General features: G+C 37.0%; 25 protein-coding genes and 1 pseudogene. 11 read left to right on the forward strand and 15 right to left on the reverse strand.

Annotation, left to right across the window (positions count from 1 at the left end):
• Nucleotides 1-128: 128 nt before the first annotated feature.
• A complete protein-coding gene (locus tag HEQ36_RS00730; protein ID WP_267902205.1) occupies nt 129-395 on the forward strand; it encodes a glutathione S-transferase N-terminal domain-containing protein in 267 nt (88 codons plus the stop codon).
• Here the strand turns inward: HEQ36_RS00730 and HEQ36_RS00735 are convergent.
• Complete coding sequence (locus HEQ36_RS00735) at nt 333-2,054, reverse strand: IS1634 family transposase (RefSeq protein ID WP_053538855.1); 1,722 nt, start codon at nt 2,052-2,054, stop codon at nt 333-335. The two genes, HEQ36_RS00730 and HEQ36_RS00735, sit on opposite strands and share 63 nt — an antisense overlap.
• A 74-nt stretch (nt 2,055-2,128) precedes the next feature.
• Nucleotides 2,129-3,199 carry a hypothetical protein gene (locus HEQ36_RS00740; RefSeq protein WP_168636883.1) on the reverse strand — a complete coding sequence of 357 codons (1,071 nt, stop codon included), beginning with the start codon at nt 3,197-3,199 and terminating at the stop codon, nt 2,129-2,131.
• A gap of 271 nt (nt 3,200-3,470) precedes the next feature.
• On the opposite strand from HEQ36_RS00740, the gene HEQ36_RS00745 reads away from it, so the two are divergent.
• The 8 genes from HEQ36_RS00745 (at nt 3,471) to HEQ36_RS00780 (ending at nt 8,418) form a co-directional block, all read left to right on the forward strand.
• On the forward strand, nt 3,471-4,325 hold the full coding sequence (locus HEQ36_RS00745) for an ATP-binding cassette domain-containing protein (protein WP_168636884.1): 855 nt from the start codon (nt 3,471-3,473) through the stop codon (nt 4,323-4,325).
• Nucleotides 4,282-5,136 (forward strand): ABC transporter permease, encoded by an 855-nt coding sequence (locus tag HEQ36_RS00750; protein ID WP_168636885.1) that lies wholly within the window; start codon nt 4,282-4,284, stop codon nt 5,134-5,136. Before HEQ36_RS00745 ends, HEQ36_RS00750 begins: the two co-directional genes overlap by 44 nt.
• Nucleotides 5,137-5,155: 19 nt before the next feature.
• Complete coding sequence (locus HEQ36_RS00755) at nt 5,156-5,614, forward strand: MarR family winged helix-turn-helix transcriptional regulator (protein ID WP_168636886.1); 459 nt, start codon at nt 5,156-5,158, stop codon at nt 5,612-5,614.
• Complete coding sequence (locus HEQ36_RS00760) at nt 5,580-6,848, forward strand: MFS transporter (RefSeq protein ID WP_168636887.1); 1,269 nt, start codon at nt 5,580-5,582, stop codon at nt 6,846-6,848. Before HEQ36_RS00755 ends, HEQ36_RS00760 begins: the two co-directional genes overlap by 35 nt.
• An 87-nt stretch (nt 6,849-6,935) precedes the next feature.
• Nucleotides 6,936-7,355, forward strand: coding sequence for a XisH family protein (locus tag HEQ36_RS00765; protein ID WP_053540182.1), 420 nt, complete (start codon nt 6,936-6,938; stop codon nt 7,353-7,355).
• The gene (locus HEQ36_RS00770) at nt 7,343-7,678 is read left to right on the forward strand and encodes a XisI protein (protein WP_053540181.1); all 336 of its coding nucleotides are present in this window, start codon (nt 7,343-7,345) and stop codon (nt 7,676-7,678) included. The genes HEQ36_RS00765 and HEQ36_RS00770 overlap by 13 nt, the downstream gene beginning before the upstream one ends.
• Nucleotides 7,679-7,876: 198 nt before the next feature.
• A complete protein-coding gene (locus HEQ36_RS00775; RefSeq protein WP_168636888.1) occupies nt 7,877-8,143 on the forward strand; it encodes a CopG family ribbon-helix-helix protein in 267 nt (88 codons plus the stop codon).
• Nucleotides 8,140-8,418 carry a type II toxin-antitoxin system RelE/ParE family toxin gene (locus HEQ36_RS00780; protein WP_168636889.1) on the forward strand — a complete coding sequence of 93 codons (279 nt, stop codon included), beginning with the start codon at nt 8,140-8,142 and terminating at the stop codon, nt 8,416-8,418. The genes HEQ36_RS00775 and HEQ36_RS00780 overlap by 4 nt, the downstream gene beginning before the upstream one ends.
• A 166-nt stretch (nt 8,419-8,584) precedes the next feature.
• Here the strand turns inward: HEQ36_RS00780 and HEQ36_RS00785 are convergent, their stop codons facing one another.
• Complete coding sequence (locus tag HEQ36_RS00785; protein WP_168636890.1) at nt 8,585-9,988, reverse strand: ATP-binding protein; 1,404 nt, start codon at nt 9,986-9,988, stop codon at nt 8,585-8,587.
• A gap of 208 nt (nt 9,989-10,196) precedes the next feature.
• Between HEQ36_RS00785 and HEQ36_RS00790 the strand changes: the two genes are divergently transcribed.
• Together HEQ36_RS00790 and HEQ36_RS00795 are read left to right on the forward strand one after the other, a co-directional pair.
• Nucleotides 10,197-11,288, forward strand: a complete 1,092-nt coding sequence (locus HEQ36_RS00790; RefSeq protein ID WP_168636891.1) for a DUF5685 family protein — start codon at nt 10,197-10,199, stop codon at nt 11,286-11,288.
• A 101-nt stretch (nt 11,289-11,389) separates the two neighbouring features.
• The gene (locus tag HEQ36_RS00795) at nt 11,390-12,397 is read left to right on the forward strand and encodes a UbiA family prenyltransferase (protein WP_168636892.1); all 1,008 of its coding nucleotides are present in this window, start codon (nt 11,390-11,392) and stop codon (nt 12,395-12,397) included.
• Nucleotides 12,398-12,544: 147 nt separating this feature from the next.
• Here the strand turns inward: HEQ36_RS00795 and HEQ36_RS00800 are convergent, their stop codons facing one another.
• The 12 genes and pseudogenes from HEQ36_RS00800 to HEQ36_RS00855 all read right to left on the reverse strand — a co-directional run bounded on the left by HEQ36_RS00800 (nt 12,545) and on the right by HEQ36_RS00855 (nt 23,497).
• Entirely contained in the window at nt 12,545-13,144 is a 600-nt protein-coding gene (locus HEQ36_RS00800; RefSeq protein WP_168636893.1) for a thioredoxin family protein, read from the reverse strand.
• 73 nt (nt 13,145-13,217) lie between these two features.
• Nucleotides 13,218-14,138 carry a TauD/TfdA family dioxygenase gene (locus HEQ36_RS00805; RefSeq protein WP_168636894.1) on the reverse strand — a complete coding sequence of 307 codons (921 nt, stop codon included), beginning with the start codon at nt 14,136-14,138 and terminating at the stop codon, nt 13,218-13,220.
• A gap of 44 nt (nt 14,139-14,182) precedes the next feature.
• A complete protein-coding gene (locus tag HEQ36_RS00810; RefSeq protein WP_290706420.1) occupies nt 14,183-14,710 on the reverse strand; it encodes a glutathione S-transferase C-terminal domain-containing protein in 528 nt (175 codons plus the stop codon).
• A 22-nt stretch (nt 14,711-14,732) separates the two neighbouring features.
• Complete coding sequence (locus tag HEQ36_RS00815) at nt 14,733-16,454, reverse strand: IS1634 family transposase (protein WP_053538855.1); 1,722 nt, start codon at nt 16,452-16,454, stop codon at nt 14,733-14,735.
• Between the two features lie 74 nt (nt 16,455-16,528).
• Nucleotides 16,529-17,326: a PhnD/SsuA/transferrin family substrate-binding protein gene (locus HEQ36_RS00820; RefSeq protein ID WP_168634954.1), complete on the reverse strand. Its 798-nt coding sequence runs from the start codon at nt 17,324-17,326 to the stop codon at nt 16,529-16,531.
• Nucleotides 17,327-17,334: 8 nt separating this feature from the next.
• A complete protein-coding gene (locus HEQ36_RS00825) occupies nt 17,335-17,565 on the reverse strand; it encodes a hypothetical protein (protein WP_053540201.1) in 231 nt (76 codons plus the stop codon).
• 106 nt (nt 17,566-17,671) lie between these two features.
• A pseudogene (locus tag HEQ36_RS00830) lies at nt 17,672-18,619 on the reverse strand (D-2-hydroxyacid dehydrogenase).
• Between the two features lie 25 nt (nt 18,620-18,644).
• Nucleotides 18,645-18,974: a ferredoxin family protein gene (locus tag HEQ36_RS00835; RefSeq protein ID WP_168634955.1), complete on the reverse strand. Its 330-nt coding sequence runs from the start codon at nt 18,972-18,974 to the stop codon at nt 18,645-18,647.
• 142 nt (nt 18,975-19,116) lie between these two features.
• A complete protein-coding gene (locus HEQ36_RS00840) occupies nt 19,117-20,742 on the reverse strand; it encodes an FAD-dependent oxidoreductase (RefSeq protein WP_168634956.1) in 1,626 nt (541 codons plus the stop codon).
• A 101-nt stretch (nt 20,743-20,843) separates the two neighbouring features.
• A complete protein-coding gene (locus HEQ36_RS00845) occupies nt 20,844-21,644 on the reverse strand; it encodes an SDR family oxidoreductase (RefSeq protein ID WP_168634957.1) in 801 nt (266 codons plus the stop codon).
• A gap of 49 nt (nt 21,645-21,693) precedes the next feature.
• Entirely contained in the window at nt 21,694-22,134 is a 441-nt protein-coding gene (locus tag HEQ36_RS00850; protein WP_168634958.1) for a sulfur transferase domain-containing protein, read from the reverse strand.
• 151 nt (nt 22,135-22,285) lie between these two features.
• A complete protein-coding gene (locus tag HEQ36_RS00855) occupies nt 22,286-23,497 on the reverse strand; it encodes a glutathione S-transferase family protein (RefSeq protein ID WP_168634959.1) in 1,212 nt (403 codons plus the stop codon).
• Between the last annotated feature and the right edge of the window lie 3 nt (nt 23,498-23,500).

Here is a 23,500-nt window from a genome sequence, read left to right on the forward strand (position 1 = left end):
GATAACTGGCAATAGTCATATCTGCGCTGATCTCGGTATTTCAAGTAACTACTGACTATTTAAGATTTGGGTTTTTGATGTCAACAAATTTCCCTAACACAAATCCTAATTTACTAAGGAATTTAAATATGGCTGACATTAAGATTTATAGTGCGGTTGTTTGTCCTTATGCTCACCGTACCCGCTTGGTACTTCAAGAAAAGGGTATTGATTTTGATTTGATTGAAATTGATTTGCAGAATAAACCAGAAGGTTTTACAAGAGTTTCTCCCTATGGAAAAGTACCTGTAATTACTCCCGGTTCGCCCATTTTTGCGAGAGTTAGAAGAATTCTACTCAGGAGTAAAAGATTGACCACTAAGCTGAGTATAAATAGTAGGGGGAAACCCAAGTAAAACAAGAATACGCTGCTGTAAAGGGGAAAGAGTAGTTAAATGAGTGTAGACTTCATTGTTAACCTCAATTAATATCAATGTGATTTCTTTAAATGCAACAAGAAGCATTTCAGCAGTAGGACGTGCCGTTTTACGCTGAGGATTACCAGCATAAAGTCCAGCCAATTTTTCTTGATTTTTGTCAAGATGGCGACGAACCTGAAACTCTAAAAGAGTCAAAACTCGCAAACCAATTGAAAGTAGTCGGATCAAACCAGTAATATGGTCTTCACGTTGTAAATAAATTGGAGTTAAAGAAAGAGGAAAGCCTTTAAGTCGAGCAAATCCTCGTTCTGTCAAATACTCATCTCTATAAGCACGAACTGCTTGTTTCAAACTCAGGTTAGCTTCAGTTTCATTAGTGACATAAACTCGCCAGCCTAACAGTTGAACTTGTTGTTTTACCGCGTCTTCATTAATTTTAAAATCTAAATTAAAGGAAACTTCTTCTATTATTTGAGATTGACGTTCGCCATATTGTCTTTTAACTTTTTCAACTCGCTGAGTTTGAATATCAATTTCAAATAATCCCCCAGTCCGATAACGCTTGAGAATCTCAGCTACAGATAACTCCCACTCTGGAAATGATGTCAGCTTTTTCTTGCCGCGTTTGGGGATTTTTAGTTGTTCAAGAGCATGAACGGTTTTCTGTATGCGTTCACGTAGATATTTTTCCTCTGTCTGGGCAATGGCATAAGAACGGACTACTAATTGTCGCTCTTCCCAAGATATTTCTTGCTCGTTAATCTTTTCTTTTTGGAGCAATTTTAGTTCAAATCCTTCAGCAATCTCTCTCGTTTTTCCATCTGCATAATCATAATTGATAGTTGTCAATTCTTGTTTTTCATCCCAAACTGGTTGCAGATATTCTCTTAATTTTTCTGTCGGTGTTTGCTTGGCATTTAAAGGACATAGATAAAAATCTCCCCCTGATACAATATGGATTCTTGTCCCCATTGATGCCATTTTACAGTCCCCAATATACAGTAATCCTGGCTGTTTTAGCGTCGAACGGACTCTCTCAATTGCGGGGATATATAAAGGGTCATCTGCTTTTTCTCCCGATAATATTTCTGTTGCTATTGGCATTCCTAATGGGTCTAATGTTGATAGCATGATTTTGACTTGTGCCAAATCTGGACGATGGTCTTTGCTATGACCCCATTGAAATAGCCCTTCAGTATTCACCCCGCAATAACTTGAAGCTGTTGTACTATCCAGTCTTACCCGTTCTGGTTTGATATCATACACTTGCAACAAATTACTTCCCAGTTCTTCCTCAAACGCATACCAGTTCTCGTCACAGTTAAGGTAACGCAATACTGCTTCTAATCGGTCATCGGTTAGGTCAAGTTCGTTTAAGCTTTCACCAATCAATTTTTTCAATGTTTCTAACCGTTTACCAGCCCAGGCTTGAACTTGATTTAAACGGTGGTCTGCTTGCGATAAGATATGTGTTAACCAGATCACTGCTACATTCCCCAAGCTTTGTCCTCGCCAATTTCCATGGGTGGGGAAGTTTTTATCTATTAGCTTTTGTACACCCATCCGTTCTATCTGTGTGAGTAGTACGGGTATGTCATCTACTCGTTCGTTTGTAATTATGGATTCAGTTGCCATAACGTCGAACATATACTTACTTAGCTTATTTTGTATAACCTGTCTCTGATTATACTTTTATCTGCACATTTTTCCTAACTCCCTAAAAAATGGGCGAACCGGGAGTTATAATGCTTTTTAATATCTAGTAGTTCTTCCAAAGGTATTTGTAGTTTACTAATTACTGAACCTCTTAAGAAATCTACATAATTCGCTTTTACTAATATGTTTATATTATTAAATAATAAAGGCTTTTTGTTTGACCAAGACCTAAAGTTTTTATTGTCATATATATCTAATTTATCAATAAAAACTTTTGCTTTAATCTGACATGGTTCACTGATACTTTCCCATGCTGTAACACTTCCAAGATAAATAATTACTTTGTCCCCATTTGCATCATCAATTTTATCTTCAATAAGATTGGATAATTTATCATTCAATATTTCTCCAACTTCCTTGGGATACATTTTGGAAACAGCATTAAGTGCTGCAAATTGGCGTTGTCTTTCATCTTCTGGAAGTGAGTCTCTTAAAAGACTTTTAGTTAATCCGATAACAATATCTTTTATTACGTTTTGACGCGCACAAGCTAGAGGACTGTTTTGAAGAACAATAATAGCACTTTCTACATCTGACGGGAAATTTTCTGATTTTAGAGACTTCCAAATTCGATTAAGAGCAGAACGACCTTGAACAGCTTTACGCTGTAAAAGGTGTATTACTGCACTTCTTAAGTGATAGCGTGCTAGTTCGGCTGTAGCTTCAAATGGTTCTTCTAAAGATACCATAGAAGGATGAGCGCATCTACTTCTATCTTTCAATAGTCTTTCAATATCTGTCTGTTCTACAGGTGAAATAAGTTCAAATTGTCTGAGTGCAATATTGGGGATATTTGACTCAAATTGCCAAAGCTTTTGTACATTTTCTGTAATTCTTAAATCATCAAATTCTTGTAACATATTTGATGCTTCACCATTGCCTAATAGTTCTAATTCTCTCAATTTGTGAAGAAAATCAAATACTACTGCATTCCATGTTGCAACTATGCACGAGCGAAATGCTCCGGCTCGATAACAAGCAACAGCCTCTTGGATTAATTTCTTAGCTTGCTTATCTTTACAGCGCACTATCAATTCATCTAGGTCAATAAAAGTTTCATACATAGAATTACGGATCTAATTATGACTTGTGCTTGGTTAATAAACACATAATAGGAATTATTACACATACAGTAGTCAAATAGGTACGAGATTTGACAGGAATATTTATTGTTATTTATCACAGTTGCCAGATATGCAGTCTACCCCACACCGAAAAAGATTTTGCTGGGACGGGGCTTATCATCATTAATCCTTGGTCTTGACTTTTAGCAGAAATATGTCAAACTAATATTTAGATACTCTAATTATTTGAACAAGGAAGTAAATCCGACTCGTGACGAAACTTACGGGAAGAATAGAATCTGCGGAAATACCTGCACAAGTTCCAAAGTCAGTAATACTGCAAACCTTGGAACTGACGCGCCGCTTTGAAAAATCAACAGCCGTTGATGCTTTAAATATATCCGTTGCATCTGGAGAAGTTTTTGGTTTACTTGGTCCCAATGGTGCGGGAAAAAGTACAGTAATTAAGATGTTAACTACCTTGCTACCAGTCAGTAGCGGGAAAGCATACTTAGCCGGTTATGATGTGACTCATCAACCTGATGCAGTCAGAAGAGTAATAGGTTATGTACCCCAGGCTTTATCAGCAGATGGGACTTTGACGGGTTATGAAAATCTGTTAATATTCTCTAAATTGTATGATATTCCCCCTCGACGCAGAAAACAGCAAATCGCTGAAGTGCTGGAATTTATGGGTTTGGAGGATGTAGCACATCAGTTAGTGAGAACTTTTTCTGGGGGAATGATTCGGAAACTGGAAATTGCTCAAGCCATTTTACATCAACCCCAAATCTTATTTCTAGATGAGCCAACAGTCGGATTAGATCCAGTTGCAAGAACCCAAGTATGGCAACTTGTACAGCAACTGCGGATTGAGTACGGTACAACCATCTTTTTAACTACCCACTTTTTAGAAGAAGCGGATCATCTTTGCAATCGAGTCGTGATTATGAACCAGGGTAAAGAAATTATCACCGGTTCACCCACAGATTTAAAAGCAGCTATTGGGAAACCAGAAGCAACCTTAGATGATGTCTTCATCCACTACGCAGGAAATCAATTAGTATCAGGAGTGAGTTATCGTGAGACTGCAAGAACCAGACGTACCACTCAACGGTTGGGTTGAACCCAGATATAATCGTCCTAAAGGGATTTTTTCTAATATTAAAGAACTATTTACTAAAACCCTGGTAATTACTGAATTGGAAGTGCGGAAACTTCGCCATGATCCTAGTGATTTAGTGATTCGGGCTGTACAACCGGCTTTATGGCTGCTGATATTTGGGCAAGTATTTACTCGGACTCGTGCTATCCCTACAGGTAATTTACCTTACTTGGATTTTATGACTCCCGGTATTCTGGCTCAGAGTGCGCTGTTTGTTGCTATTTTTGCTGGGGGAATGACGTTAATTTGGGAACGGGATTTAGGGATTTTGCAGAAATTCTTAGTTGCACCCATACCCCGTGCAGCGATTGTCTTGGGCAAAGCTTTTGCGGCTGGGATTCGTTGTTTTTTCCAAGTGGTGTTTATTTACCTTTTAGCGTTTTTGCTGGGTGTACACCTCAATCTCAATCCTTTGGCTTTCTTGCAAGTTGTGCTAGTCATATTTTTGGGAGCAGCTTGTTTTTGCACTTTTTCCTTAATCATCGGCTGTTTGGTGAAATCGCGGGAAAGATTTACGGGTATTGGGCAATTAATCACCATGCCGTTGTTTTTTGCCAGTAATGCCATCTATCCTATTTCCTTAATGCCAAGTTGGTTAAAGGTCATTTCCCACTTGAATCCTTTGACTTATGAAGTGGATGCTTTACGCGGTGCAATGCTGGCAAATGGCTCAAGTATTTATGGGTTTGGGTTAGATTGTACAATTCTCTTGCTAACATTAATAGGTTTAACCTACATCTGTGGACGACTTTATCCACGGGTGGCGATGTAATCTGGAGAAAAACGGTCTTATGAGTTTGGATAAACCCTCTGAAGAATGTGCCGCAAGGGTGATGGAAACTGTCCCCTTATTGATGCGGTTTATCCGATCTGAAATGCGATCGCACAGTTCTGACTCTTTATCTATACCACAATTGCGATCGCTTGCATTTCTGAATCGCAATCCTGGTGCTTCCTTGTCTGAGGTAGCAGATCATTTAGGTGTCACCTGTGCTACAGCATCCACAACTATAGAAAAATTAGTCCAACGTAATCTGGTGCAACGGACAGATAATCCTCAAGAACGACGACGAGTAGTTTTGAATTTGACGAGAGAGGGAAAGCTGCTTTTAGAGCAATCCCAGGAAAAAACTCGCGGGGAAATTGCGGAAATTCTGGAGAGTTTGACACCAGAGCAGGTATCACAAATTGAATCAGGCTTGACTCTACTAAAAAATGTCTTCGAGCAAACAGAAACCAACTCACCATAACACTCAGGCTGCACAACACGATCCTTTTGCAGCCATGAGATTTCGAGATTATCGGCTATTTACCATTGGGCGTGTAGTCCTCTTCACGGGGGGACAAATGCAGACGGTAGCGCTGGGCTGGGAGCTATATGAGCGAACAAATTCAGCGATGGCTTTAGGTGGAATCGGTTTGGCGCAGGTTCTCCCCATGATTGCCCTGACGTTGATTACGGGTCACGTTGCTGATAAGAATGACCGAAAAAAGATTACTTTATTGGCAATGCTGCTATTAATGTTCTGTTCTCTAACTTTAGCGGCTATTTCCTATTATCAAGGTGCAGTTTTTCTAATTTATGCTTGCTTATTATTAACAGGTGTAGCCAGGGCATTTCTCAAACCTGCGGGTGATGCGCTGATGTGGCAGTTGATACCTACGAGTGCTTTTACCAATGCAGCGACTTGGAATAGTAGTAGTTTTCAATTAGCGTCGGTAATTGGGCCAGCTTTGGGAGGATTTAGTATTGCTCTGTTCAAGAATGCGACGGGAGTATATATATTAGCAGCGATCGCAGCACTATCATGTTTTTTCCTCACCGCAGCCATTAAACCCCAAAAAACCGACTTTAAAAAAGAACCAATATCCCTGAAAACTCTAGCTGCTGGGGCTGAATTTGTTTGGAATAATCAACTCATTCTCGCAGCTATCACTCTAGATTTATTTGCTGTTTTGCTGGGTGGTGCAGTGGCATTATTACCCGTTTTTGCCAAAGATATTCTGCACGTTGGTCCGGTGGAATTGGGCTATTTACAAGCAGCCCCATCAATAGGTGCGTTGATTATGGCAGCATTGTTAGTATATTTACCACCTATCCGCAAAGCTGGACCAGCCCTTCTTTGGTCGGTTGTCGGGTTTGGGATTGTGACAATTATTTTTGGACTGTCTCGTTGGACATGGTTGTCGTTGTTGATGTTGGCATTTAGCGGGGCGTTAGACAGCATTAGCGTGGTGATTCGTCATACTTTGGTGCAAATTCGCACTCCCGACCATTTACGGGGTCGTGTTGCGGCCATTAATAGTGTGTTTATTAGTGCTTCTAATGAGTTGGGTGGTTTTGAGTCTGGTTTGACTGCGGCTTTATTTGGTCCGGTGTTTTCTGTTGTTGGTGGTGGTATTGGGACGATTTTGGTGGTGGTGGCAACAGCCGCAATTTGGCCGGAGATTAGGAAGTTGGGGGAGTTGCATGAGGATTTATAAAGGAATGAGTCTCACGCAGAGGCGCAGAGTCACAGAGAGGAAGAAATGAGGTAAGATAAAAGTTGGAAATATAATTAGGGATTCAGTATGTCGGCTAAAGATGTCTTTCATGAAGTTGTCAAAAAAGCTCTACAGAAGGACGGTTGGCAGATTACTCACGATCCCCTATCAATTAGTGTAGGCGGGGTAAATCTGTCTATTGATTTAGCCGCAGAAAAATTGATTGCGGCAGAAAGAGAAGGAGAAAAAATTGCTGTTGAAATCAAAAGTTTTTTGGAGAGGTCGTCTGCAATTTCGGAATTTCATACAGCGTTAGGACAGTTTATTAATTATCGAGGTGCATTAAGAAGACGACAGCCAGATCGTGTTTTGTATTTAGCAGTACCTTTAACAACTTATAAGACATTTTTTAATCTTGATTTTCCTAGAGATATGATTGAAGAGAATCAAGTCAAAATGATTATTTATGATGTAGAGCATGAGGTGATTGCAGAATGGATAAACTAACTAGATATCGCCAGCTTGTACAGCAGATTTTACAAGAATATAGCGAACAAAAACCTGCTAACGGGAATATAGAAGTTGAGACAATTTTTGATACACAACGTGACCACTATCAAATAGTTCATGTAGGTTGGGAAGGTCAAGAATGGGTACATAGTTGTATTATTCATATTGATATTAAAGGTGAAAAAATTTGGCTGCAATGGAATGGTACTGAAGATGATATTGCAGAAAATTTAGTTGCTGTGGGAGTTCCAAAGGAGGATATTGTATTGGGGTTTCAATCTCCTTTTATGAGGAAGTTTACAGAGTATGCTGTGGGATAATCATCTGTATTTTTTCATCCTGTTAATCCTTTAATCCTGAGTATCCTGATATGGCTTGCGCCACGCTACGCTATCAGACATTTTCATAGTTTGTCATAAGGAATGAATTATTCATTACTTCTCTGGTTGAAAGTTGATGAATAATGAATTATATTAAAAATAATGCAATATAATATTGTGCATTATTGAGGTAATTTCATGAGTACCACGAGTTTTCGGCTTGATGATGACTTACAAGAGAAACTGGACACCACTGCTAACCGGATTAAGCGTTCTAAAGGTTGGATAATTAATGATGCTCTCCGTCGGTATATTGAGCAGGAAGAACTTAAAGAAAGGATATTGGCAGAAACTCAAGAAGCTTTAGCTGATATTGAAGCCGGTCGTGTAGTATCAGGAGAAGAGGTGATGAAATGGTTGGAGACTTGGGGAACTGCGGGTGAAACTAAGGCTCATTTGCTATGAAATTAGAGTTTTCGGAAAGTGCAGTTCAAGATTTGATTCGGCTACGGGAGTTTATCGCGGTTCATAATCCCAAAGCGGCAGAACGCATATCTCTGCGGCTACGACAAGCGATTGCAAAACTTGTACTGCATCCCGATATAGGGCGTTCTATACCGGAGTTTGAAAATGTCCGTGAACTTGTAGCTGGTGATTATGTTGTGCGATATTTACGTCTTGAGGATGCAATTTTTGTATTACGAATATGGCACGGTAAGGAGTTTCGTGATTTTGGGTAAAAACTGAAACTAGATGGAGACTCTACGGGCTTTTTATGCGAAACTTGATCCAAGTATTTTAGAAGTTGTAGAAAAGGCTAAAGAAGTTCATCCTCCATCTAAATCACATGAAAAAGCTGTTCTCAATATTTTCATATATCCTTATGAATTATTAGAAAAAAATTGCTTAGTTATCCTCATTTCCATTCTTGTATGTTTGAATATAACTTTTAATGATTCCAATTATTTGAAAACTAGAATTTTGTTGTGTAAGTAAACAGCGATCGCTTATTTTTTCTAACCCATTAATTACTTCATTTAAAGATAAAGATGATTGTTTAAATATATCACTTGTAGATAAATATGTTTCATGATTTGCTAATACCATTAATATCTGTTTTTCTCTAGTTGAAAGTTGATTAATAATCACCTTAAATTCCTGTTGCATATTATCTGTGAGGAAAGTTTGATTATTTTCTAATATCAGTGATGGATCACCATCAAGTAAATTCTGGATTACATTGGAAATTTGTTTTAACCATAAAGGATGATATTGGTAAATGTGGATAAGTTTTTCTATTTTATCATCATCTTTTATTCCTTTTTCTTGTAATAATTGTTTTGCTGCTACAGCATCTAAATCTTTTAATTGTAGTAGTTGGGTAGATAAAGAATTAACTGATAAATCAAAAATATTTCTGAGATTAACTGAACTTAATAGAACTAAGCAGCTTTTATGTTTCAATTGTCCTATTTTCTCAAAGAATAAACCAAAATCTTCAGTTACTTGTTTATTTTCATTTTCTTGATTAGATAAAAACTGTAGATCATCAAAAATAATTAAACAACGATGTTGACACAATAAATCTATTATTTTTTTAACTTTTTCTGTTGAATTTTGTGGATAAATTTCATTCAAAACTTCTATATTATCTTCTTCCGCACAATGTGAAACTAATTTTAAAATTTTTTGTTCAATATTTCCTAAAGAGGGATTAAGTTTTAAACTATAATAAGCAACGTAATCAAAATTATTTTTAATAATATTAATAAGTTCAATAATTAAAGATGTTTTACCAATACCTTTAATGCCATAAATTAAAATTAGGTTGTTACTGTCTTGAGTGATCCATTCTTGTACTTGGTTTAATTCTGTAGTCCTTCCATAAAAAGAAGATGCTTGAGGAAGTTCTCTTAAATCATAATTTATGGTGTGTCTTATTTTCTCTGTTTTAACATCATTGGGTTTTTTACTATTTTCCAAATTAATGGTATTTAAACAAGCATGATTATTAATTTGCAACACAGAATTTCCATAAGAAGAAACCTTTGAAACGGTATATCTTTCTAAAGTAGAACCCATATTAAACTTATCAATTTTTTCGCCTAAAAGTTCTGAAAGTAAATTCCATAATTCATAAGCAGTATCTTTAACATGACCAGAACTACAATAACGATCTTTGGAAATATGAGCATAACTTTTACCCTCATAAACTCCCCGAATAATTGCTTCTTGTAGATCGTTTAAATGTTCTCCTGTTTGTTCAAATACCAAATTATCGGCAAATTTTAATACATCTTGTAGGATCATAGCTTTTAGTACGATTTTCTAGAATGATGAGCAATTATAATTGAATCCGTCTATTTCCGGTTTTTTCCGCTTTTCTTGAAAAGAATCTTAACATGGTTTGACTTATTGTAACATATATTCCGTCAAATTCCGCTCTATTTTAGTTGCTAATTATGCTGCCAGTTTGGCATACTTACCTAAAAGTAAATAATTTAGAGGTTATTACCTTATGTTAAATAAGCAGCATTGTTTTGCTAAAAATATTATCAGTCAGCAAGAAAAACAAATTTACCAAACTCATATGTGTGGTTTGTGTCATGCTTTAGGTGATTCTTATGGTTTGTTTTCCAGATTATTAACACGCCATGAGACAATTCTTCTGAATCTATTAGTAACTGCACAAAACCCTGAAGAAATAAATATTGTAGAACGTCGTTGTCCACTTAACCCATTAATAAAAGTAACAACAAACCAAAATATAGCTAGTAAGTTCGCTGCGGCTATTTCTGTTGCTTTGGCAAGTGTTAATACTATAGATCATATTCAGGATTCTCAAGGAAAAGATATTCCGGCTGTTGTTCTTAATTCATTGCTGCAAAAAGCACATAAACAAGCTTTAGAAACATTAACAGAATTAAATTTTGATTCTAAATATTTGACTGAATTAGGAAATTTACAAAATTTAGCTGAACAAACTCAAACACAAGATTCATCAACTCCTTCAGCGACTGTTAGTGCTTATTTATTTGGGATGACATCGCAGTTAGCAAACAAACCAGAAAATGAAGAAAATCTAATTAAGATTGGTAGTTCTTACGGTTCATATCTCTATTTGATGGATGCCGTAAATGATTATACATCTGATATGGCAAATGGTCACTATAATCCACTAAGACAATTTAGCGCACAGGAAAAGGGAATTTTAACTCTGTCGAAAGAAGGTATTCAATGGCTGGTTAGTCGTTTCACGGATCTTAAAAATACAATTGAAAAAAGGACTAATCAGCTTAAATTATATCGCTATGAAGATATGATTAATCAACTGTTATTTCAGCCAGTTAACCAAAATTTAGTGGCTATTTCTGAACTAGCTACTTGTGAAAGTGATTTCAAATTTGAGAGATATGGAATAGGGGATATTTTCCAAGCGGCAATGTTTATGTCACCTTTTCAAACAGATCATTATAAATCTCATTATCTAGGTAAGAACTTTCTGTATCCCTCTCGTATTGATGGTGGTGGTAGTTGTTTCGATACTAGTGATTGTTGTTCTACAGGTGGTGGTTCTACAGGTGGTAGTAGTGATTGTATGTGTGGTTGATATTGATTATATCAATGACTCTTATATTACTAATAATACAAGAGTCATTTAATACAAAGTTAACTGTAATTTAAAATTAATAAAGTGTATTTGGAAAAAACATGATAAAAAAAATATATAATTTGCTTTTAGTCTCTCGTTTTTTAACATCAGTATTAACAATAACTGTACCTATTATGGGAGGATTAACGGTTTTAAATTATTTATCTTTCCTAGACTTTTTAAGTTTAGGGAGTGTTGGTTTCTGTTTTCATTTATTTGGCTTCACATTAAATGATATTCTTGATTTAAAAATAGATAAAAATGCACCATCAAGAAAAAGTAGTCCATTAGTTACTGGAAAGGTACAATTATGGGAGGCATGGATATTTACTCTAATTCAGATTCCTATAATGTTAGTTATTTATTATTTTATTATTCAAGGAAGTAATACGGGTTTAATTTTACTTTGTGTAAGTATTATTTTGGGTGCAATTTACGATATATGGAGTAAACATGGTAAAGTATCTAAATTTCTGGCAGAGTTGGCATTAGCGACTTCTATTGGAATGCTATGTTTAGTAGGATCTTTATCAAAAGCAGAACAAATCTCCTTAAAAAGTTTTATTTTTTCTGTAAGTTTAACTTTACTTTTACTTCTTTTAAATAGTGTTCCTAGTGGGTTAAAAGATTTAAAAACAGATTTTGAATGTGGAGCAAGAAGTTTTGTTATATCTGCTGGAAGTAAAATGCTTGATTCAGATCAAATGTTTATTCCTAAAAGATTATGGATTTATAGCACATTTATACAAATATTAATTATTATTGGCTTAATTGTCATGACTCAGTTATTTTCAACATCTTGGCAAATTAATATTTTAGTTATTTTACTTACGATTTATGCTGCTTTACACTTACGTATGATTCTTTCTCTGAAATCTTTTACTAGATTACGTAAGTCAAATCCTTTATTAAATGGGTTTTATAATTATTATGCTGTATCTCTGTTTGTTTTGGAGTTGATGCCATTTTATTTAAAAATATTCTATGTTTTACATATATCATTTTTGCTAGTAAATCCTTGGTATCAAGGTATTCGTTTATTTAGAAATGGTTATTATTTAAAATAGATTTTTTTAAATATGTGATATTTTTTATATGTGGAAGCAAGTTTATTTGATTAATAGGATTTATATAAATTCAGTGCAATCAAAAATTCTGTAGAGACGTTTCCTAAAACATCTCTACATTAACTATTTTCTCAAAAAAATTCCTAACTACCCAACCGCTACCGGAACTTTATAATAAACCGGCTCATTCCCTGCTTTCCATTTAATATTGCAACCAATACTCGGCTTTTGCTCCCAAGTAATTACCTCATCTGCTAAAACATAATTAATTGCTTTCCGTAAATCTTGTCCAGTGACAGGTAAACCATTTTTTGGACGACTATCATCTAACTGTCCTCGATAAGCCAGCTTTCTATTAGCATTAAATACAAAAAAGTCTGGAGTACAAGCTGCAAAAAAATCTTTAGCCGCTTTTTGACTTTCATCATAAAGCAAAGGATAGGATAAATCTATTTCTTGGGCAAAATCTTTAAGTAATTCTGGTGCATCATGAGGATGAGTATTAATATCATTAGAACTAATTGCTAAAAAACCCACATTTCTATTTTTGTAATCTTGTCCTAATTTTGCTAATTCAAACTTGATATGTTGCACAAAAGGACAATGACGACTAACAAATATAACTACCAAAGCTTTTTTATCAGCAAAGTTTGCCAATGAAATCGTTTTACCTGAAACCACATCTGGGAGATGAAAATTAGGTGCTAAAGTCCCCAAAGGTAACATTGTCGAAGATGTTAAAGCCATAAAATCCAACTCCTTAAATTTTCAAATTCATATCAAAATGGTGCATTACCCTTTGCGGTAATACACCCTAAAGTTAGCCTGTGATTAAGCTTGCTACAAGATTGGGAATATATGCCGCAGAATCTCCTTTAATGGCTTGACTATACTTACCGTCAATACCTAAAGGAATATCACCCGCAATGGTTACACGCTGTACCCGACGGGGTTGATCTCCATAGTCAGCGATCGCATAATGTTGAGTAGCGCGGTTATCCCAAAATGCCACATCACCAACTTTCCAGCGCCAACGTACTGTATTCTCAGGTCGTGTAATATAAGATTGCAACAAGCGAATAATATCGACTGATTCAGTTGGAGATAAACCGCGAATTTGCCGCACAAAACCACCAATAAACAAACCCTTTTCCCCAGATTCAGGATGAATTCTCACCACTGGATGCAAGGTTTCATACACCGTTGAAGTAAACACATCTCGGTAAGATTTCACTTCTTCAGGTATATCAAAGGCTGTGGCATAATCATAAGCATTGCTATGTACAGCCCAAAGTTTATCCGCTAAATTACGCAAATTCTCCGGTAAATCTTGGTATGCAGTCACCGAATTTGCCCAAATAGTATCCCCTCCCGCCGGCGGAATTACTAGCGCCCGCAAGACAGAGCCAAGGGGCGGACGATCTACAAATGTAACATCGGTGTGCCAGTTATTCGCACGGGCAACGGTACGGCTGTAATCTAAATCCAATACTTCTGGATGTCCAGGAAGTGATGGAACTGTCGGATGTGCGGTAGTGATTTCACCGAAACGACGGGCAAAATCTACTTGTCCATTAGCATCAAGTTCTTGTCCACGAAAGAAGATGACTTTATATTTAACTAAGGCTTTTCTAATTTCGCTGATGATTTCATCACTGAGATTTTCAGCTAGATTAACACCTTTAATTTTTGCTCCAATACGTCCAGCAATTGGTTTAATTTCTATGTTTTGATAACTCATAAATCTGTGTTCTCAATTTAGGAATAGTTGAATGCAGCGTTTGACTAAGCAGCCACAGGAACAGGAACAGCAAATTTAGCATATCGCTCAATATAGAACTCTTTAGAATGAGCGATCGCTTTCACTGATTCACGTTCTTTAAGCGCGTGTTTCCACTGTTTCAAACGAGTGAATTCAGCAGGAATACCAAAGCCACGATAATGTTTAAGAGCAGCCCATCTTTCAAACCAGGGGAAAAAGGTAAAATCAACCAAACTGATAGATTCACCAAACCAGTAGGGACCATCTCCCGAAAGTTTTCCTAAACCTTCATTTTCAATAAATTCTAGATGTTTGTAGAGTTCTTGTTTAGCTTCCTCTTGCTTTTGAAAATCTGGACTGCGTAACAGAGTAGAAAAAGCAGGAACTAATCTAGTATTAGCAAAATCTATCCAAATCCGAGCCTGAGCTTTTGCAATGGGGTTGCTAGGTAAAAGCGGTGGGTTAGGAAATACTTCATCCAGATATTCATTAATAACTGCTGATTCCCAAATTCGATTTTCCCCATGAGTAATTACTCCCGGTTCGCCCATTTTTGCGAGAGTTAGAAGAATTCTACTCAGGAGTAAAAGATTGACCACTAAGCTGAGTATAAATAGTAGGGGGAAACCCAAGTAAAACAAGAATACGCTGCTGTAAAGGGGAAAGAGTAGTTAAATGAGTGTAGACTTCATTGTTAACCTCAATTAATATCAATGTGATTTCTTTAAATGCAACAAGAAGCATTTCAGCAGTAGGACGTGCCGTTTTACGCTGAGGATTACCAGCATAAAGTCCAGCCAATTTTTCTTGATTTTTGTCAAGATGGCGACGAACCTGAAACTCTAAAAGAGTCAAAACTCGCAAACCAATTGAAAGTAGTCGGATCAAACCAGTAATATGGTCTTCACGTTGTAAATAAATTGGAGTTAAAGAAAGAGGAAAGCCTTTAAGTCGAGCAAATCCTCGTTCTGTCAAATACTCATCTCTATAAGCACGAACTGCTTGTTTCAAACTCAGGTTAGCTTCAGTTTCATTAGTGACATAAACTCGCCAGCCTAACAGTTGAACTTGTTGTTTTACCGCGTCTTCATTAATTTTAAAATCTAAATTAAAGGAAACTTCTTCTATTATTTGAGATTGACGTTCGCCATATTGTCTTTTAACTTTTTCAACTCGCTGAGTTTGAATATCAATTTCAAATAATCCCCCAGTCCGATAACGCTTGAGAATCTCAGCTACAGATAACTCCCACTCTGGAAATGATGTCAGCTTTTTCTTGCCGCGTTTGGGGATTTTTAGTTGTTCAAGAGCATGAACGGTTTTCTGTATGCGTTCACGTAGATATTTTTCCTCTGTCTGGGCAATGGCATAAGAACGGACTACTAATTGTCGCTCTTCCCAAGATATTTCTTGCTCGTTAATCTTTTCTTTTTGGAGCAATTTTAGTTCAAATCCTTCAGCAATCTCTCTCGTTTTTCCATCTGCATAATCATAATTGATAGTTGTCAATTCTTGTTTTTCATCCCAAACTGGTTGCAGATATTCTCTTAATTTTTCTGTCGGTGTTTGCTTGGCATTTAAAGGACATAGATAAAAATCTCCCCCTGATACAATATGGATTCTTGTCCCCATTGATGCCATTTTACAGTCCCCAATATACAGTAATCCTGGCTGTTTTAGCGTCGAACGGACTCTCTCAATTGCGGGGATATATAAAGGGTCATCTGCTTTTTCTCCCGATAATATTTCTGTTGCTATTGGCATTCCTAATGGGTCTAATGTTGATAGCATGATTTTGACTTGTGCCAAATCTGGACGATGGTCTTTGCTATGACCCCATTGAAATAGCCCTTCAGTATTCACCCCGCAATAACTTGAAGCTGTTGTACTATCCAGTCTTACCCGTTCTGGTTTGATATCATACACTTGCAACAAATTACTTCCCAGTTCTTCCTCAAACGCATACCAGTTCTCGTCACAGTTAAGGTAACGCAATACTGCTTCTAATCGGTCATCGGTTAGGTCAAGTTCGTTTAAGCTTTCACCAATCAATTTTTTCAATGTTTCTAACCGTTTACCAGCCCAGGCTTGAACTTGATTTAAACGGTGGTCTGCTTGCGATAAGATATGTGTTAACCAGATCACTGCTACATTCCCCAAGCTTTGTCCTCGCCAATTTCCATGGGTGGGGAAGTTTTTATCTATTAGCTTTTGTACACCCATCCGTTCTATCTGTGTGAGTAGTACGGGTATGTCATCTACTCGTTCGTTTGTAATTATGGATTCAGTTGCCATAACGTCGAACATATACTTACTTAGCTTATTTTGTATAACCTGTCTCTGATTATACTTTTATCTGCACATTTTTCCTAACTCCCTAAAAAATGGGCGAACCGGGAGTGATTAAGTACCAGATAATTTTCTAACTTCACTGCATCAAAACGCTTAACACTAAATTGTTTCATAATTTCTTGCAACTGAGCATCTGGTTGGAGTAGAGCCAATTGCATTTGCTGAATCAAAGAGATACCTAAACGCCGCGCTGTTACCAATGGTGGCATCGGAGAAGGTCCAATTATTTGCACCACACGTAAATGGTGTGATAATTCAGGAAAATCCCGTAATTCTTGTTCTAATACAACACTATCAATGGCTGCACAATCAGCCAGTCCTTCAACTACCCAACGAATAGAACGTTGATGAGAACCTGATTCTAGAGATTTTCCCCAGAAATTGGGTGGATATTTTTCTTGACTCAACCACCGCCAAAGTAAATGATAACCACTATTAGAACCAGAGTCATTATAGCAAAAAGTTTTCCCTGATAAATCAGCAAACTTCTGAATATTGCTATCAGTCTTAACAATCACATCTGCATAGTATACAGGACAATCACCATATCGAGATGATTGCATCACAGGCGCAACTAATGTCTGTAATTGATTTGGTGCTATTTGACTATAACGAATTAGTGGTAATCCACAAATAAAAGCCAAGTCTATTTGGTCTTTAAATAATAGAGTGTCTTTTAAGGGGTCGTATTTACTTTGATGTAGTGCAATTTCTACTTGTAAAACACGACCTAAATAAGCTGTAATCTCCTGATATAGTCCAAAATAATTAGGAGCTAAATAAGATACAGCCTGTAATTTTGTAATCTTAGTCATTCTTTTTTTTAAACACTGCTATTTTGGAAAATTTTAATTAGCTTTTGCCTAGAGTAATGAATATATAAAAAACTGAGACTAGCAAAAGCAAGCAGCATGATTTTGAAAACTATTATATAAGGATGAATATACCACCATGTCCCCTTAAATAAGGATACTCCTAGTTCTGATACCTTCCCTAAAACATGAGGATATGCTTTTTGATGGATCTGAATATTAATGTCTTGGGCTAATGTCATGATAAATTCTCTTGTCAATAAAAAACTAAAGCACAGCAACTCGATAGGCTTACCGTAGATTATATCAAAAAAAATCTGGTTTTCCTATTTTGACGAATAAAAATTCCTAATAACCAGCAGTTTTATCTACCACATTACGTAAAGGCTTACCTTGATAATAGCGTTTTAAGTTATCCAGAAATAGGGCAAGTGTTCTCTCTTTTACTCTAGGAGAATTACCAGAACAATGGGGGGTAATAAAAATATTTGGCAACTTCCACAAAGGACTCTCTGTTGGTAATGGTTCTGTATAAACTGTATCTAAAGCTGCACCAGCAATCCAACCTGCTTGTAAAGCTTTAGTAAGTGCTAATTCATCAACAATTGCCCCTCGGGCAATATTAATTAAATAGGAATCAGGGCGGAATAAAAGTAAGGTTTCCACATCAATCATGCCCTTTGTTTCCGGCGTTAAAGGGGTGGCAATTACCACAAATTCTGCCTCTGGAAGTAATTTTTTCCACTCATTAGCACCGACTACTTTATCAAAGTTTGGTAATGGTTTTGGATGACGAGAACTACCAAAAATACGCATTCCAAAAGCTTTAGCACGAACAGCAATTTCTTGACCAATTCCACCTGCGCCGATAATTAATAAAGTTTTCTCGAATAATTCTTGAATTGGTAAACCTCTTTGCCAATCATGCTCATTTTGTAGCTGATATAAACTTGGTAATTGCTTAGTGTAAGCCAGTAAATAAGTAATTACAAATTCAGCAATAGGAATACCATGAATCCCTGCCCCATTGCTTAAAATTAAATCTCTTTCTAAATATTTTGGTGTCAAAATATGGTTTACACCTGCATTTGGTGCATGATGCCAACGCAGCAAAGGCGCAGCATCTAATACTCGATGTAAAGTAGTAGGTTTGAGATAAAATCAACTAAAATAAACTTCTGCATCTGTGGCATCACCATCTATATTACCCTCACTATCTACACGCACTACAATAGTATTTTCAGGTAAATGCGGCTCAAGTTCATGGGCAATTTCTACTGGTAAAATCAGTTTCATAATAACTCTGATTATTTTTGATATTCTATTTCATTTTCTGCAACAATTGATATGTTGAATCTTGTTTAGCTGTATTCGTAACAGATTTTCCCCAACCGATATTTTTACGATAACTTCCTAAAAGTTGAGCTTCTGCTAATGATTGTTCATTAATTCCTGTTAATGGTTCTACGTCTGGTGCAACATACAGCGCATCTACCGGACAGTATAATTCACACATAAAACAGGTTTGACAATCGCTTTGTCTGGCAATTCTTGGAGGTGCATTTGGTACTTTATCGAATACGTTTGTCGGGCAAACTTTAACACAGATATTACATTCAATGCACCGGGATTCACTAACTAATTCAATCATAATAAAAATCCAAAATTAATATTGATGTAGGTTGGGTAGAACGAAGTGAAACCCAACACAAGTTATGATCATGTTGAGGAGAATGAAACATAGCAAAAGTTTTGATCATGTTGGGTAACATGAGCGTCAACCCAACCTACAATTAAACAGTTACAAGTTCTTTTGCTTTTGTATCCTGTATAGGTGTAGCTTTCACCCAAACTTGATCCAAACCACCACTAATTAAATGATGTTGTTGATTAGTATCCTGTTCTGGATAATCTAAATGTTTGTGCATACCTCTTGTTTCTCTGCGTTCCAAGGCACTGCTATACATCCATCTAGCTGTGGCTACCATTCCCGCAGCTTCCCTCGTGCGGAGAATATTGCTATTATCTGCAACTTGACTATTGCGAATTTCATCCCAGAGAGAATGTAATCTTTGCAATGATTCCGTTAAAGTTTGTTCATTGCGGAAATAATTGCGGTTATATGGGAAAACTTCCGCTTGAGTGGCTTTGATGATGTCTTCACTGTGAATTTGTTTTTCACTACCAGAAATAAATCCTACACTACCTACAGCTTGAACTGGTCGTTGGTTGGCTTGCACACCTAAATTATGGGAGTATGTAGCCGCAGACTGTCCTGCCCAATACCCTGAAGATAGCGCCCAGGCTGCATTATGACTACCACCACCAGTAAAACCACCACAAATTAATTCCCTTGTAGCTGCATCGCCAGCGGCATAAAGTCCACGCACAGAAGTAGTACAAGTATAATCGGTAATTCTAATGCCACCTGTACCCCGGACAGTCCCCTCTAAACGCAGAGTTACAGGGAAGCGTTGAGTAAAGGGATTAATACCTGCACGATCAAAGGGTAGGAAGAAATTGGGTTGAGATAACCGCATTGTTACCTGCATTTCTTCTGAGGCTTTGTCTATGATGCAATAAACTGGTTGAGTTATCAAAGTTTCGGCAATCACAGAACGCCCTTTTTGTGAACCAGCACCGGGGATGGGTGTACCATCTTCGTAGGTGAAAGTTGCCCAATTATAGAATAAGGTTTTGGTGACAGAAGAAAAAGCAGGTGCGATGCCATAGGCATTGGAAAATTCCATTCCCGACATATCTGCACCCGCTTCGGCTGCCATGAGATATCCATCGCCTGTTAGCACATTGCAACCCAAGGCTTTACTCAAGAAAGCACAGCCTCCGGTGGCAATGATCACTGAATGCGATCGCACAACCCACTTTTCGCCAGTCTGACGGTTAACCCCCGTCGCCCCAGCTACAGCCCCTTCTGCATCTACCAACAACTGCAAAGCCGGACTGTGATCTAAAATTTTCACTCCTGCCCGTTTTATTTGTTGCCGCATCAAACGCATATATTCTGGACCTTGCAGACTGCGCCGATAGGGTTTACCCTCTTCATCTGTAGGGAAAGGATAACCCCAGTCAGCTAGTTGGTTGACATTCGCATAGGTTTGATCTAGTACCCGTTGCATCCAATCACGGCTAGATAAAAATCCTCCTAAAGCTTCTCTAGAAGCCATTGCAGCCTCTCGACTGTCTGGTTCTGGTGCAACATACCATACACCGTTACCTGATGCGGCGGCACAGCCACTTGTACCACAATAGCCTTTATCTACCAAAACCACTTTTGCACCACCATTAGCAGCACTCCACGCTGACCAAGTTCCAGCAGGTCCACCACCAATTACTAATACATCAGCTAATAAGGTTTGATCAACATCGCTATCTTGGGAAAATAATTGTTTTTGAGTCATGGAAATTCCTCTTTTTTGTAACATTAATTGACGGAAGGAAACCCAACAAAATTCTGAAAATGTTGGGTTGCGCTGTCGCTTAACCCAACCTACTCAATAACTTAAACTCCTGGTGTAGTTCCACCATCAACTTGAATTTCTGCACCAGTTATAGAAGCAGCTAAATCAGAAACTAAAAATAAAGCTAGTGCAGCAATTTCTTCAGGCTTGACGATTTTTCCTAAAGGTATTGATTTCACTGCTTGGGCTTTATATTCATCTACCGTAATACCCAAACTTTGGGCATTTTGCACTGCTAAGGTTTTCGCTCTTTCTGTGTCTGTTAGACCGGGAGAAATGGCATTAATCCTAATATTATCTAGGGCTAATTCTTTAGAAATCCCTCGTGTAAAGTTGAGTAGAGCCGCATTGGATGTTCCTCCTGGTAGAAAGTTGGGGCGGGGTGTCCGTCCAGCACCACCAATAATGTTAACAATACGCCCATCACCTTGATTTTTCAAATAGGGAACAACGGCTCTAACTAATCGAATGTACCCCAAAAGTTTTAAATTCCAAGCATCTAAAAATGCTTCATCACTTAATTCTAAAAATGAACCCGCACGGGCTGAACCAGCATTATTAATCAAGATGTCAATTTTACCAAATTGTTCAATTGTTGTAGAAACAACCTTCTCAACATCTTCAGCTTTAGTTAAGTCGGCACTAACGCTAATAACTTTAGCCTCTGTATTGGGTAAATATTGAATATCAACTATTGCTTGATAAAGTTTTTCTTGATTGCGAGCAGCAATAACTACATTCACACCTTCACTATACAAAGCTTTGGCTGTAGCTAACCCAATTCCCGCACTACCACCTGTAACAATTGCTGTTTTACCCGATAGATTTAGTTCTAAACTCATAAAAAATTGTACCCCCTGATAAATTTACAAACCAAATAATTTAAAAAATCTAAATTTGCTTAACTGCAAAATTTTCTACGAGAAATTGCTTGAGATGTGGCTGTTCTAAATTAATGCTCAATTCATTAGCTTTTTGAGCGATTTCTTCATAAGTTAAACCTGCTTGAAGTGCATCAGCAATCAAGGCTATTCCTCCGGCTCTTGCACCACCAGCACAGTGAATTAAAATTGGTTTAGACAAATTCTCAACAGCTTGAATTGCTTTTGCTGTTAATTCTTGATTTGGTGCTTGAGAATTTAAGGGAATGTTTGCATATTCCAATCCTACAATTTGTGCTTCTTGCTTTTCATCGTTGAAAAAACCATTTTCATCAGGAGAACGTAAATTTAAAACTGATTTAAAACCTCCTATTGCCAATTGTTTTAATTCCTTGGATGAAATTTGCCCAGCGATACTCAAATCATCATTAACCTTTTTTAAATCACTCATTTTTATTCCTTTTTGCATCCAACAAAATTAAAAAATGTTACAATGAACATCTGTTTTATGGTGCGTCAGACTTAATAATTTCTATAAATAAACAGATTTTTGATATCTGACGCACCCTACTAATTTAGTTTCCACCTTTGTGTCAAAAAAATTAATAAATAGATGCCAAAAGCTTATCTGCTGCGGCTCGTAATGCGGTTGCAGCACCAGCACTCATATCTCGTGGCGCACAAATCCTATTTCTCACATAAGCCAGTGTAATAGCCCCTGTAGCCGCGATAATTGGATCTATACTTTCTTTTCCACCTGTTCTTCCTCCTAGTAATAGTTCGTTATTACCATTAAGGAGATAATCAGCTAATAGTCTGAGGTGAAAATCAACAATTTCTTTGATTATTGAGATATCACCTAAAGATTGAACTCCTGAATTTTTGAGAATATCGCCAATAGCAGTTTCTCGATTATCACTTAATCTTTCTGCTGCTTCAGCCCGATATTCAATAAATTCAGCATCAAATAAATCTAAAGGTAAGGGATTACCAATAGGTTCTACACCAAATCTACGGCGTAAAAGTAAATTATTAGTAATATTGTCTGATTTAACTCTGTTGTAAGCAGGACGTTTTTTAAGTGCTGCAAACCAAACATTGATGAGAGGAAAACGAGGATTTCCTTTGATGTGATATCCTCTATATACTGGTAAATTAGCCGCCAATCTATCTAAATGGGGACTATACATAATATCTACCAAACTAAATGTTGATAAAAAATAGGGTTTTGGGTATCTCCCTAAAGTTTTCTCAATTTCATCTAATTTAGCTTCAAATTCTGCTTCTAAATTTGATAATTCTTTAGCATCTTCTGGAGGTTGTCTCAAGAATTTATAGGCAATATCCCGAAAACCATTAGTTTCTGCATCTTCAACCCATTGTCTAGCAAGAGCATTTTCTTCGGGATTTTCAGGTAACAATGTTTCTCCAAAGTGTTCTTCCAATTCTAAAAGAATATCTTTTGATTCATAAACGAATTTGCCCTCAATATTTGCTGCGGGAACAAGAGTTGTTGGCACTAAATCTGTGTACCATTTCGGTTTATTACTCAGATCAATAAATTCTGTTTCAAAGGGAATTTGTTTTTCTTCTAACGCAAACCAAACTCGTTCACAGAAAGGACACCAAGAGTTACTATCTCTATATAATAATACTGGTGGTTTTATATTAGTCGGAAGTTTATGATAACTGCTAGGAATAGGAGCAGTAGAAGGTGCTTGTCCTGGTCTTTTAACTCGACGGGCGGGGGTATTTTGTCGAGCAGTTTCTAATAATTGATCCCAATTGGATATGGTAGTGCTTGCAATAGACATTTC

The sequence above is a fragment of the Anabaena sp. 54 genome, assembly GCF_017355725.1.
GTDB lineage: Bacteria > Cyanobacteriota > Cyanobacteriia > Cyanobacteriales > Nostocaceae > Dolichospermum > Dolichospermum heterosporum.

Coding starts and splice junctions, on each gene's coding strand:
- HEQ36_RS00845 (WP_168634957.1), bottom strand. CDS start 21,644: ATGAGTTTAGAACTAAATCTATCGGGTAAAACAGCAATTGTTACAGGT.
- HEQ36_RS00775 (WP_168636888.1), top strand. CDS start 7,877: ATGAGTACCACGAGTTTTCGGCTTGATGATGACTTACAAGAGAAACTG.
- HEQ36_RS00805 (WP_168636894.1), bottom strand. CDS start 14,138: ATGAGTTATCAAAACATAGAAATTAAACCAATTGCTGGACGTATTGGA.
- HEQ36_RS00735 (WP_053538855.1), bottom strand. CDS start 2,054: ATGGCAACTGAATCCATAATTACAAACGAACGAGTAGATGACATACCC.
- HEQ36_RS00850 (WP_168634958.1), bottom strand. CDS start 22,134: ATGAGTGATTTAAAAAAGGTTAATGATGATTTGAGTATCGCTGGGCAA.
- HEQ36_RS00780 (WP_168636889.1), top strand. CDS start 8,140: ATGAAATTAGAGTTTTCGGAAAGTGCAGTTCAAGATTTGATTCGGCTA.
- HEQ36_RS00800 (WP_168636893.1), bottom strand. CDS start 13,144: ATGGCTTTAACATCTTCGACAATGTTACCTTTGGGGACTTTAGCACCT.
- HEQ36_RS00785 (WP_168636890.1), bottom strand. CDS start 9,988: ATGATCCTACAAGATGTATTAAAATTTGCCGATAATTTGGTATTTGAA.
- HEQ36_RS00840 (WP_168634956.1), bottom strand. CDS start 20,742: ATGACTCAAAAACAATTATTTTCCCAAGATAGCGATGTTGATCAAACC.
- HEQ36_RS00755 (WP_168636886.1), top strand. CDS start 5,156: ATGAGTTTGGATAAACCCTCTGAAGAATGTGCCGCAAGGGTGATGGAA.
- HEQ36_RS00835 (WP_168634955.1), bottom strand. CDS start 18,974: ATGATTGAATTAGTTAGTGAATCCCGGTGCATTGAATGTAATATCTGT.
- HEQ36_RS00855 (WP_168634959.1), bottom strand. CDS start 23,497: ATGTCTATTGCAAGCACTACCATATCCAATTGGGATCAATTATTAGAA.
- HEQ36_RS00765 (WP_053540182.1), top strand. CDS start 6,936: ATGTCGGCTAAAGATGTCTTTCATGAAGTTGTCAAAAAAGCTCTACAG.
- HEQ36_RS00825 (WP_053540201.1), bottom strand. CDS start 17,565: ATGACATTAGCCCAAGACATTAATATTCAGATCCATCAAAAAGCATAT.
- HEQ36_RS00740 (WP_168636883.1), bottom strand. CDS start 3,199: ATGTATGAAACTTTTATTGACCTAGATGAATTGATAGTGCGCTGTAAA.
- HEQ36_RS00770 (WP_053540181.1), top strand. CDS start 7,343: ATGGATAAACTAACTAGATATCGCCAGCTTGTACAGCAGATTTTACAA.
- HEQ36_RS00795 (WP_168636892.1), top strand. CDS start 11,390: ATGATAAAAAAAATATATAATTTGCTTTTAGTCTCTCGTTTTTTAACA.
- HEQ36_RS00730 (WP_267902205.1), top strand. CDS start 129: ATGGCTGACATTAAGATTTATAGTGCGGTTGTTTGTCCTTATGCTCAC.
- HEQ36_RS00810 (WP_290706420.1), bottom strand. CDS start 14,710: ATGGGCGAACCGGGAGTAATTACTCATGGGGAAAATCGAATTTGGGAA.
- HEQ36_RS00815 (WP_053538855.1), bottom strand. CDS start 16,454: ATGGCAACTGAATCCATAATTACAAACGAACGAGTAGATGACATACCC.
- HEQ36_RS00820 (WP_168634954.1), bottom strand. CDS start 17,326: ATGACTAAGATTACAAAATTACAGGCTGTATCTTATTTAGCTCCTAAT.
- HEQ36_RS00790 (WP_168636891.1), top strand. CDS start 10,197: ATGTTAAATAAGCAGCATTGTTTTGCTAAAAATATTATCAGTCAGCAA.
- HEQ36_RS00760 (WP_168636887.1), top strand. CDS start 5,580: ATGTCTTCGAGCAAACAGAAACCAACTCACCATAACACTCAGGCTGCA.